Here is an 11,673-nt window from a genome sequence, read left to right on the forward strand (position 1 = left end):
ATGGACAGACTCAGCCTCATTGGACTTTTCCTCGCCCTGGCCTCCCTGGTGGGCGGCAGCATTCTCAAGGGCGCCGGGCTGGCCTCGCTGTGGTCCCCTGCGGCCTTCGTGATCGTCATCGTCGGCACCCTGGCCGCGATCCTGCTGCATACCTCGCCGGCGGTGTTCAAGCACGCCTTCAAGATCGTGCGTTGGGTCGTGCGCCCGCCGAACACCGACCGCAGCGAACTGATCCGCCAGATCGTGGAGTGGAGCAACATCGCCCGCCGCCAGGGCCTGCTGGGCCTGGAAGCCCAGGTGGACGCGCAGGACGACCCGTTCCTGCGCAAGGGCCTGCAGCTGCTGGTCGATGGCGTCGAGCCGGAGACTATCCGCCACATGATGGAGATCGAGCTGAGCAGCCAGGAGGGCCAGGACCTGGCCGCCTCCAAGGTGTTCGAAGGCATGGGCATCTACGCCCCGACCCTGGGCATCATCGGCGCGGTGCTGGGCCTGATCGCGGTCATGAAGAACCTGGCCGACCCCAGCAAACTCGGCCACGGCATCGCCGCCGCGTTCACCGCCACCATCTACGGCATCGCCTCGGCCAACCTGCTGTTCCTGCCGGTCTCGGCCAAGCTCAAGAGCGTGATCCACCACAACAGCCGCGACCGCGAGATGATCATCGAAGGCCTGATCTCGATCGCCCAGGGTGAAAACCCGCGCAACATCGAAACCAACCTGTCCGGGTTCCTGCACTGACATGGCGCGCCGCAAAGCCCACGAAGAGCATGCCAACCATGAGGCCTGGGCGATTCCTTACGCCGACCTCATGACGCTGCTGCTCGCCTTCTTCGTGGTGATGTACGCGATCTCCTCGCTCAACGAGGGCAAGTACCGGGTCATGGCCGATGCGCTGACCACCGCGTTCGGTGGCGCGCCGCGCACCATCAACCCGGTGCAGGTCGGCAACCAGCAGGTCCAGGGCGGCGGCTGGGACAGCCCGTCGGTGATCAAGGCCGGCAACCGCGTCGGCCCGTCGGCGCCCTCGCCGTCCAACGACCCGACCCTGCTGCCGGCCATGGCCTCGCAGATGCGCATGCCGGTGTCGGTGCACAACCAGGAACAGCTGCAGCGCGCCGAGCGCCAGTTGAACACCATCGCCGACCGCCTCACCGCCACGCTGGCGCCGCTGATCGACCGCGGCATGATCACCGTGCGCCGCACCGAGCTGTGGATCGAGGTGGAGATCAACAGCGACATCCTGTTCACCACCGGCTCGGCCACGCTCGACGTGCGCGCCCGCGACACCCTGTCGTCGCTGGCCCAGGTGCTGCACGACGCGCCCAACGGCGTACGCGTGGAAGGCCACACCGACAACGTGCCGATCGCCACCACGATGTTCCCGTCCAACTGGGAACTCTCAGCCGCCCGTGCGGCCAGCGTGGTGCACCTGTTCGCCGACCAGGGCGTGCAGCCGGCGCGGCTGGCGATGGTCGGCTACGGTCAGTTCCGCCCGCGCGAAGACAATGCCAGCGCCGAAGGCCGCAACCGCAACCGGCGGGTGATGGTGATCATCCTTGCCGACACCGCGCAGGGCGTGGACCCGCTGGGTCCGCAGCTCACCGCCGAATCCAGCGCGGCGGCACCGTCGACCGCACACCCTGTTTCCCCCCTCGCCCCGGTGCAGTTGCCACCGGTGCCGGCCGGCAGCCGCATTGGCGCCGCCGTTCCCCCCGCAATGAAGGAGTGAACCGATGCGCATCTGGGCAATCGCCAATCAGAAAGGCGGCGTGGGCAAGACCACAACCACCCTCGCGCTCGGCCGCGGCCTGGCCGCGCTCGGCCACCGCGTGCTGCTGATCGATCTTGATCCGCATTCGTCGTTGACCCGCGCCTTCGGCGTGCCGCTGGAGCCGACGCCGCAGGGCGTGCTGGAGCTGTTCGGCACCCCACCGGCCGAGCTCGGCAGCCTGTCTCACCCCAGCGACATCCCCGGGTTGGACTACGTCTGCGCGCAGGCCGCGCTGGCCACGCTGGAGCGCCGCAGCGCCAACCAGCCCGGGCTGGGCCTGGCCCTGCAGAACGCGCTGTCGCGGCACCAGGGCCAGCACGACTACATCCTGCTCGACTGCGCGCCCACCCTGGGCCTGCTGATGATCAACGCACTGGCCGCCGCCGACCGCCTGATCATTCCGACCCAGGCCGAACCGCTGGCCCTGCACGGCCTGGACGGCATGGTGCGCACCGGCGAGATGGTGGAGCGCTCGCGTCGGCGCCCGCTGCCGATGTCGATCCTGCCGACCCTGTTCGACCGCCGCACCCGCACCGGCAACGAAACGCTCAAGCAGATGCAGGACCGCCACGGCCACCGCGTGTGGGAAGACGCCATTCCGGTGGACACCCGTGTCTCCAATGCCGCCAGCCTCACCCTGCCCGTGCTGTCGACCGACTACCCGGGCCGCGGCCTGGCCGCCTACCGGCACGCGCTGGAATGGATCCTGGCCGATGACGCACTGCAGATGGAACGCGCGGCATGAACGGCACCGACGTACTGGACGACTACCTGGAAGAACTGCTCGGTGACGCCGTGCCGGCCGCACCGGTAGCGGTCGCCGCGCAGGAGGAATCCGAAGGCGTCGCCGAAGCGATCCGCGCCGAGTTCGCGCAGCCCGCCGACGCCGACGCACCGGCGTTCGACTGCCCGACGGCGCCGGGCGCACCCGCTGCGCTGGCGCTGCTCGACGAACTGATGAACGATCCGGCGCTCGGGCCGGTTGAAACATCCGCCGCCGCTCCGGCGTTCGACAGCCCCACCGCACCCGGCGCGCCGGCGGCGCTGGCGTTGCTCGACGAGCTGATGAACGACCCGGCGCTCGGTCCGGTGGTGACACCCACCGCCGCTCCGGCGTTCGACAGCCTGACCGCACCCGGCGCACCGGCGGCGTTGGCGTTGCTGGACGAACTGATGAACGACCCCGCGCTGGGCCCGGTAGCGGAACCTGCCGCCGCTGCACCGGCGTTCGACAGCCCGACCGCGCCCGGTGCACCGGCGGCGCTGGCGCTGCTCGACGAGCTGATGAACGACCCCGCGCTGGGCCCGGTGAGCACCGACGCCGCGCGCCCGAGCTGGGACGACCTGCCGCCGGAGGCCCTGCACGACACCCCCGCCGCGCCGCCGCCCTCCGCACTCGCGGTGCCCGCTGCGCGCGCCGCGCCCCCTACACCGACGCCCGCCCCCATTGCCCGCACCATGCCCACACCGCCTGCTGCCCCCATCGCACGCCCTGCCGCGCCCATTGCCGAGGCCGCAGCCGGTCGCCCGACCAGCTGGCAGGAACTGCAGGCGCAGGCACGCAACCCGGCCTCCAGCCCCCGTGGCGACCGCCGCGCCAGCGAGCGCACCTCGCGCTGGCTGCGCCTGCGCTGCGGACCCCAGGCGTACGCGCTGGAGCTGCTGAAAGTGCAGGAGGTGGTGCTGCCGGTACCGCTACTGCCCCTGCGCGGCACCGCATCGGCCATGCTGGGCATCATGAACCTGCGCGGCCAGGTGGTCCCGGTCATGGACCTGGGCGTGCACCTCGGCGCTGGTCCAGCCCGCGAGGATGCCAACACCCGCATCGTGGTGCTGGAGGAGAACGGCGAAACGATGGGGCTAAGGGTCTCGGCGGTGGAAGACGTCGCCAACCTCACCGATTCCCAGATCGAGCCGCCGGACACCGCACGCATCTGCCAGATATCCAACGACCTGTTCCGCGGCGTGGCGCGGGTGACCGCGCAGCCGATGATCCTGCTGGATGCCACGCAGCTGTTGAACTGAAAGCAGCCTGTACCCGAACCGTAGAGCCACCCCATGGGTGGCTGAACGCGCCCATGGGTGGCTGCGCGATGCCAGTAACCGCGCGCAGCCACCCATGGGGTGGCTCTACGTCCGTGGTGGATGGTCCGTGGTTGCGGTAGAGCCACCCCATGGGTGGCTGTCCTTGGCAAGAATCCCTAAAGGTTCCCGAAAATTCGCCGTTATAGACCTCGGAACCGTTTGTCCGGAGCAACGATGAGCACTGTGGCCCTGGGTGATGATCTCGGTATCGAGACCAGCACCGAGCTCAAAACACGCCTGGCCCCCTTGGTGGACCAGGCCGGCGATCTGACGCTGGATGCCAGCCAGGTCGGCCGTATCCATACCGCGGCCATGCAGGTCCTGTGTGCCTTCGTCGATGCCCGCCGCCAGGCAGGCTACCCGACCGCATTCGACGGCTGCACTGCCACCTTCCGTGATGCCGCGCGACTGCTCGGCGTCACCCAGGCCCTCGGCCTGGACGCAACCCATGACAACCTGAAATCTGTGGAGAACGCTGCATGAGCGCACGTATCTTGGTGGTGGACGACTCGGCGTCGATGCGCCAGATGGTCTCTTTCGCCCTCACCTCGGCCGGCTTTTCCGTCGAGGAAGCCGAAGACGGTGCCGTGGCACTGGGCCGGGCCAAGGGCCAGCGCTTCAACGCGGTGGTGACCGACGTGAACATGCCCAACATGGACGGCATCGCGCTGATCCGCGAACTGCGCCAGCTGCCGGACTACAAGTTCACGCCGATGCTGATGCTGACCACCGAATCGGCGGCCGACAAGAAGTCCGAAGGCAAGGCGGCCGGTGCGACCGGCTGGCTGGTCAAGCCGTTCAACCCGGAACAACTGGTCGCTACCGTCCAGAAAGTCCTGGGCTGATCCCGTCCCGCCCCCTCCTCCCCCTTTGGTAACCGGACCCGAACTCCCATGAGCATGGACCTGCAACGCTTCCACGCCACCTTCTTCGAGGAAAGCCGCGAAGGGCTGGATGCCATGGAAGCTGGACTGCTGGCACTGGAATCGGGCCAGCAGGATCCGGAAATCATCAACTCGGTGTTCCGCGCCGCGCACTCCATCAAGGGCGGCGCCGGCACCTTCGGCTTCGACGCCGTCGCCGCGCTGACCCACGTGCTGGAAACGCTGCTGGACGAACTTCGCGCCGGCAAGCGCGCACTGGAAGCGACCGCGGTCGATGCCATGCTGTCCTCGGTGGACGTGCTGCGCGCCCTGCTGCGCGAAGCCGAACACGGCACGCCTGCCGATCCGCAGGCCGTCGCCGCGATCAAGGCACGCCTGGAAGCAGTGCTGTCCGGCCAGGCGGCGGCCGCTGCCGCACCGGCCGCCGCCAAGGTCGATGACACCCCGGAAGCCTGGCAGATCGGCTTCGTGCCGTCGCCGTCGCTGTTCATGAGCGGCAATGATCCGCTGCGCATCATCCGCGAGCTGGAGCACCTGGGTTCGCTGCAGGTCGCCGCGCGGATGGAACGCCTGCCCGGCTTCGACCAGCTCGACCCGCTCGAAGCCCACCTGGCGTGGGACCTGGGCCTGGTCGGCAAGGTGCCGCGCAGCAAGATCGAAGACACCTTCGCCTGGGTCGTGGACGACTGCGAACTGGACATCCGTCCGGCCGCACCGCCGAGCCTGGCCACCAGTGCACCCGCACCGGCGGCCGCCGCTGTCGCCGCGCCGGTCGCACCGGCTGCGGCCGCCGCACCGGCTGCTGCGGCACAGGAAGCCGAGACCTCCATCCGCGTCGCCGTGGAAAAGGTCGATGCACTCATCAACCTCGTCGGCGAACTGGTCATCACCCAGGCCATGCTCAAGCAGGTCTCGCACGCGCTGGACCCGGTGCATGCCGAGCAGCTGTTCGCCGGCCTGGACCTGCTCGAACGCAACACCCGCGACCTGCAGGAAGCGGTCATCGGCGTGCGCATGCTGCCCGTGGACGCGGTGTTCCGCCGCTTCCCGCGCCTGGTCCGCGACCTCTCCTCGCGCCTGGGCAAGCAGGTGCGCCTGCGCACCATCGGCGAAGGCACCGAGCTGGACAAGGGCCTGATCGAGAAGATCGCCGACCCGCTGGTGCACCTGGTCCGCAACTCGATCGACCACGGCCTGGAAATGCCCGACGTCCGTCGCGATGCCGGCAAGGACGAGACCGGTACCATCACCCTGGCCGCATCGCACCAGGGCGGCCACATCGTGATCGAAGTCAGCGACGACGGCCGCGGCCTGAACCGCGACAAGATTCTGTCCAAGGCGGTCGAGCGCGGCCTGAGCGTGCCCGACAACCCCACCGACGCGCAGGTCTGGGACCTGATCTTCCAGCCCGGCTTCTCCACCGCCGACGCGGTCACCGACCTGTCGGGGCGTGGTGTGGGCATGGACGTGGTCCGCCGCAACATCCAAGCACTGGGTGGCGAAGTACAGCTGGAAAGCAAGGCCGGCAATGGCACCCGCGTGCTGATCCGCTTGCCGCTGACCCTGGCCATCCTCGACGGCATGACCGTATCGGTCGCCGGCGAAACGGTGATCCTGCCGCTGGCCTACGTGCTGGAGGCGCTGCAGCCGCAGGCCGAAGACGTGCGTTCGATGGCCGGCGAAGGCCGTGTGCTGCGGGTGCGTGGCGAGTACCTGCCGATCCTGTCGCTCAGCGAGTACTACGGCTTCGGCCGCCGCACCAACGACGATTCGCTGGTGGTGGTGGTGGAAGGCGACGGCCAGAAGATCGCGCTGGAAGTGGACGAACTGGTCGGCCAGCAGCAGGTCGTGGTGAAGAACATCGAGAACAACTACCGCCGTATCAGCGGCGTGTCCGGTGCAACCATTCTGGGCGACGGCCGTGTCGCGCTGATCGTGGACATCGGTGGGCTGGTGCGTTCGCTGCGGGTGCCGCAGGCGGCGTGAAGCCAACGGTAGCGCCGGCCGTTGGCCGGCTGGAAGCGCCCCCGTTTGATTGCGGGGGCGTTTTTGTTTTTCGGCGCTTGGTTTCGCGAATGGCGGTGGGGCCGACCAGTGATTGTTTTCCAGTGGGGCCGACCGTTGGTCGGCCGTTCTTCGTTCCGGGGTCATGAACGCCTGATGGGTGGCTTCGTTCCGGTCTAAACATTGGAACCGTCGCGGAAGCCGTGGGTGCGTCGGCTTCGGACGCTTGTGCCGCGCTGCGCGCGGTCGACACGCGCGGCGTGTCTCTACGAACCGTTACGTGCGCAGGACGATCACGTAATCAAAATCCAAGCCCCACCCGACGAATTGATAGGCATGCCCGCCGATCACGTGATCCACGACCAACCCGCGTAGTGCCACGCCATGCGTGGCTGCTCTCCGTTCCGGGGCCATGAACGCTCGATGGCAAACCGTGATGTCGGTCGGCACCTATACGGCCCGGAATCGATGCCCCATTCGCCACCGCACGGCGAATGCATTGGTATTGCTTGCTTTCGCAACCATCGCGCGAAAACCCTGCGGCGCCAGCGCGGCCAAAAAAATGTGACATCGAACACTCAAGTTCAGACGCTCCGCCGCCGTTATCCGCAATAGCGATGACACGTTCATTGCCTGCCTCACGCCCCATCGCCCACCGTCCAAGCCCCCCCGCCCAGCGTCCCCACGGCTGCGCACCCCCGCCCTGTCCGGAGTTCCCCGCATGAAGTGGTTCCATGATCTGCCCATCAGCCGCAAGCTCGCGGTCGGGTTTGCCCTCACGACGTTGATGACGATCGCGCTGGGCGTGTTCGCCCTGGTGCGTTTGAACAGCGTCAACGCCGAACTCGCCGAAATGGCGAGCAACGACATCCCCTCCGTCCAGCACCTGGGCGAAGTGCGTGCGCAGTTGGGCGAGTTCCGCACCTTCGAACTGGCGCAGCTGACCATGCTGGACCAGGCCGACAAGGTCGCCGACTACAACACCCGCATGGACGCCACCGCCAAGGCCGTCCGCGATGAGCTGAATGCCTACGCCGCCCTGCCGGCCGGCGACAAGGAAAAGGGCCTCTACCAGAAGGTCGCCGCCGACCTGGACGTCTACTTCGCCGCCAATGCGGAAATGCGCGCCGCCGTGGCCGCCGCCGACGGCGCACTGGCCCAGCAGATCTCGGACGAAAAGTCGCGCCCGGCACGCCGCAAGATGTTCGACGACCTCAAGGAACTCGGTGCGCTGAGCAGCAGCCTGATGCAGGCCAAGATCGCCGACGCCAACACCACCCACCGCAACAGCGTGGTGGCCATCATCACCACCATCGTGCTGCTGTCGCTGCTGGCCGTGGCGATGGGCGTGGTGATCTCGCGCGCCGTGACCGGGCCGATCCGCCAGGCGATGCACGCCATCCAGTCGGTGGCACGCGGCGACCTCTCGGTGAACATCCCCAGCCTCACCACGGCCGACGAATCCGGCCGGATGCTGGCCGCCACCCGCGACATGACCCTGATGCTGCGCCGTTTCTCCGGCGAGACCCAGCAGATGGTCGAGATGCACGCCGGCCCGGACATCAGCCACCGCATTCCGGAAGACTTCCCGGGCGTGTACGGCCAGCTGGCCGTGGGCGTCAACACCGTGATCTTCGAACACCTGGATGCGATCAAGGACGCCATCAACGTCCTCAACCAGTACGCCGCGGGCGACCTCTCGCAGGACGCGCGCCGCCTGCCCGGCACCCGCGCGATCCTGCATGAATCGATGGATGCGGCCAAGGCCAGCCTGCTGGCCATCAACACCCAGATCCAGTCGCTCGCCCAGGCCGCCGCCGCCGGCGACTTCAGCCAGCGCGGCGACGCGCTGCGCTTCGACCACGACTTCCGGGTGATGATCGAACGCCTGAACACCATGATGGAAGTGGCCGACGGCAACCTGTCGCAGCTCTCGCAGCTGCTCCAGGCCATCGCCAACGGCGACCTGACCGTGCGCATGCAGGGCCAGTTCCACGGCGTGTTCGCCAGCATGCGCGACGACGCCAACACCACCGTGGCCCAGCTGACCCAGATCGTCGGCCGCATCCAGCATGCGTCGGGCAGCATCAGCACCGCCGCCGGTGAAATCGCCTCGGGCAACAACGACCTGTCCCGCCGCACCGAACAGCAGGCCGCCAACCTGGAAGAAACCGCCGCGTCGATGGAGGAGCTCACCTCCACCGTGCGCCAGAACGCCGAACACGCCCGCCAGGCCAACCAGCTCGCCATCGGCGCGCATTCGGTGGCCTCGCAGGGCGGCGACGTGGTTGGCCGCGTGGTCAGCACCATGCACGAGATCGACGCGTCCTCGCGCCGCATTGCCGACATCATCACCGTTATCGACGGCATCGCCTTCCAGACCAACATCCTGGCGTTGAATGCCGCGGTGGAAGCCGCCCGTGCCGGTGAACAGGGCCGCGGCTTCGCCGTGGTCGCCTCGGAAGTGCGCACCCTGGCGCAGCGTTCGGCCAGCGCGGCCAAGGAGATCAAGGGCCTGATCGACGAGTCGGTCGGCAAGGTCGCCGAAGGCTCGGCCCTGGTCAACCAGGCCGGCGCCACCATGAGCGAGATCGTGGCGTCGGTGCAGCGCGTGACCGACATCATGGCCGAAATCTCGGCGGCTTCGCAGGAACAGTCGGCGGGCATCGAGCAGGTCAACCAGACCGTCATGCAGATGGACGAGACCACCCAGCAGAACGCCGCGCTGGTGGAAGAAGCCACCGCCGCCGCCCGCTCGATGGAAGAACAGGCCGGCCACCTCACCGACGCGGTGTCCCTGTTCAAGCTCGACACGCATGCCGCGCCCGTCGTGGCCGTGGCAGCAGTCGCCACGCGCACCGCCGCACCGGCCCGTGCCCGCGCAGCAACCCCGGCCCCGGCGCGCCGCGCACCGGCACGCGAACCCGCACTGGCCAACGAGAGCGACTGGCAGGAGTTCTGATCGCGCCAGCACAACGCAACATCAACGACACCCCGCTTCGGCGGGGTGTCGTCGTTATGGGGACCGCGTCACATATTCGACACAGAGGTGTCGTCAAACGTCGAATTCCAGCGCAAACCGCATCAAGTTCCCCGGCCACCGCGCCGTTACCCGTCTACGGCATCAGGGGGAGGGCTGCGACGTGACGGGGTCGGAATGTTGAAGCGCTGGCGGAGCCTGCGCAGCGCGCTCTGTGCGGCGGCCATGGCGGCATGGCTGGGCTGGCTGGTGCCCCTGGCCTGTTCGCAGTGGACGTCGAGCGAAGCATCGTTGAGCGCCGCACAGATCCTGGCCCGGCTCGGCCCGCTGCCCGCCGCCGACGGTGCCCCGGTCCTGCTGCGGATCGGCGCGCCGTGCGCCTGCACCGAGACGATACCGGCCGAATTGCCCGCCATGCCGGCACGGGACTACCACAGCATCGCCACGGTGGTGCCCTACCCCTGGGTGGTGCTGGATGCGAAGCGTCGCCTCGTCTACGCCGGGCCCGCACTGCTGATCGGCAGCGGCCGCCCGCAATCGGCGGCGCCGCTGGTGCAGCGCCTGCTGGCGCAGCCGCAGGCTCCGATGATCCTGTCCCCGCACTGCGCGTGCACCCAGGACTGAGGCACGCATTACAAAGGCGCTACACACATTCGCCCTACATTATTGTGAGCTGCTGCCGATAAACGGACTGAGACCCGACATCGCGTGATGTCTGTACCCGCCCAACCAGCCAGAGTCCATGTCCGAAGGCAGCCTTGACGCACACGACGCTCCGCACGCCGCCCACGAGGACGGCACGGATGACCGTTACCTGGTCCGCAACCCACGCCAGATCCGGCAGTTGCTGCAGGCGCTGATCGACCAGCGTTCGCTGATCAACGCCCATCTCGGTGGTCGCGACCAGTCGTTCCCGACCGCGATCCTGGAACTGGACGAGGACGAGGACAGCCTGCTGCTGGACGGCAGCCCGTCCGAGCCGGCCAACCGTGCCGCAGAAGACGCCGGTCACCTGCTGTGTTTCGCGCAGCTGGACCGGGTGATGGTGCGCTTCCGCCTGGACCACCTGGAACGCACCGGCGGCCACCGCCACGTGGCCTTCCGCGTGCCGTTCCCCACCGAGCTGGTGCACCTGCAGCGCCGCGAGCTGTACCGGCTGGAGACACCCATCACCGACTCGCCGCACCTGCTGTTCCCGATCAACGAGGACCGCAGCGAGGCCCTGCACCTGCGCGTGGTCGACATCAGCGGCGGCGGCCTGGCCGTCACCGTTCCGGTGGACTGCAACGTGTTCGGCATGCAGAAGCGCTACGACGCCCGCCTGGACATGCCCGAATCCGGCCCGCTGCAGGTCTCGCTGATCGTCTGCAACCAGCTCTCGGTCAAACTCCCCAACGGCGTCGAAATGAAGCGCGTCGGCATGCGTTTCGACGGCCTCCCCCGCGGCGGCGACAGCGCCATCCAGCGCTACATTTTCCGCATCGACCGCCAACGCAGCGCCCGCAAAAACGGCGAAAGCTGAAGTCTGTTGCTTTTGAAGCCCTGGAGCAAAAGCCGCGGTTGAATACTGCGTGACCGGGGCGGTGGGGGTGGGCCCGCGGGGGACGCCGTAAATACATCCTTGTAGGCTCAGTCGCGGCATCCATGCCGCTCATGCCCCCGCAAACCCACCCCCACCGCCCCGCCGACAGTTGGCCGGCGCCGAACTGCCGGCAACAGTAGAGAGTGGTAGAGCGTGCCGAGCCAAGCTCGGCACTTCCCAACCTCACCAAGCGACCCAGCAACGCTCCTTCTGTGCGCCCTCTTTCTGTGCGCACCGACCGAGCGTCAAAGGGTTGGCGGGGGTGGGTTGGCGGGACTGTAGAAAACATGGATGTTTTCTACAAGCCTCCAGGGATGGATTCACGGCGGGGGGGGGGCCCCCCCCCCCCCCCCCCCCCCCCCGT

Annotated in this window: 10 protein-coding genes; all 10 read left to right on the forward strand. The window is 68.1% G+C overall.

Annotated elements, in window-relative coordinates; translation table 11 throughout:
- The 10 genes from ACOZHM_RS16940 (at window position 1) to ACOZHM_RS16985 (ending at window position 11,249) form a co-directional block, all read left to right on the forward strand.
- Window positions 1–741, forward strand: a complete 741-nt coding sequence (locus tag ACOZHM_RS16940; protein WP_421570489.1) for a flagellar motor protein — start codon at window positions 1–3, stop codon at window positions 739–741.
- 1 nt (window position 742) lies between these two features.
- Window positions 743–1,732, forward strand: coding sequence for a flagellar motor protein MotD (gene motD / locus ACOZHM_RS16945; protein ID WP_421570490.1), 990 nt, complete (start codon window positions 743–745; stop codon window positions 1,730–1,732).
- Window positions 1,733–1,736: 4 nt separating this feature from the next.
- A complete protein-coding gene (locus ACOZHM_RS16950) occupies window positions 1,737–2,519 on the forward strand; it encodes a ParA family protein (protein ID WP_421570491.1) in 783 nt (260 codons plus the stop codon).
- Window positions 2,516–3,799, forward strand: a complete 1,284-nt coding sequence (locus tag ACOZHM_RS16955; RefSeq protein WP_421570492.1) for a chemotaxis protein CheW — start codon at window positions 2,516–2,518, stop codon at window positions 3,797–3,799. The genes ACOZHM_RS16950 and ACOZHM_RS16955 overlap by 4 nt, the downstream gene beginning before the upstream one ends.
- A gap of 234 nt (window positions 3,800–4,033) precedes the next feature.
- Window positions 4,034–4,342 (forward strand): STAS domain-containing protein, encoded by a 309-nt coding sequence (locus tag ACOZHM_RS16960; RefSeq protein WP_421570493.1) that lies wholly within the window; start codon window positions 4,034–4,036, stop codon window positions 4,340–4,342.
- The gene (locus tag ACOZHM_RS16965; protein ID WP_088435039.1) at window positions 4,339–4,704 is read left to right on the forward strand and encodes a response regulator; all 366 of its coding nucleotides are present in this window, start codon (window positions 4,339–4,341) and stop codon (window positions 4,702–4,704) included. Before ACOZHM_RS16960 ends, ACOZHM_RS16965 begins: the two co-directional genes overlap by 4 nt.
- A 48-nt stretch (window positions 4,705–4,752) precedes the next feature.
- Window positions 4,753–6,729 carry a chemotaxis protein CheA gene (locus ACOZHM_RS16970; protein WP_421570494.1) on the forward strand — a complete coding sequence of 659 codons (1,977 nt, stop codon included), beginning with the start codon at window positions 4,753–4,755 and terminating at the stop codon, window positions 6,727–6,729.
- A 739-nt stretch (window positions 6,730–7,468) separates the two neighbouring features.
- Entirely contained in the window at window positions 7,469–9,709 is a 2,241-nt protein-coding gene (locus tag ACOZHM_RS16975; RefSeq protein WP_421570495.1) for a methyl-accepting chemotaxis protein, read from the forward strand.
- Between the two features lie 195 nt (window positions 9,710–9,904).
- A complete protein-coding gene (locus tag ACOZHM_RS16980) occupies window positions 9,905–10,351 on the forward strand; it encodes a hypothetical protein (RefSeq protein WP_421570496.1) in 447 nt (148 codons plus the stop codon).
- A 118-nt stretch (window positions 10,352–10,469) separates the two neighbouring features.
- Complete coding sequence (locus tag ACOZHM_RS16985) at window positions 10,470–11,249, forward strand: flagellar brake protein (RefSeq protein ID WP_421570497.1); 780 nt, start codon at window positions 10,470–10,472, stop codon at window positions 11,247–11,249.
- Window positions 11,250–11,673 lie beyond the last annotated feature (424 nt).

Source organism: Stenotrophomonas sp. PD6 (genome assembly GCF_049199305.1).
Taxonomy (GTDB): domain Bacteria; phylum Pseudomonadota; class Gammaproteobacteria; order Xanthomonadales; family Xanthomonadaceae; genus Stenotrophomonas.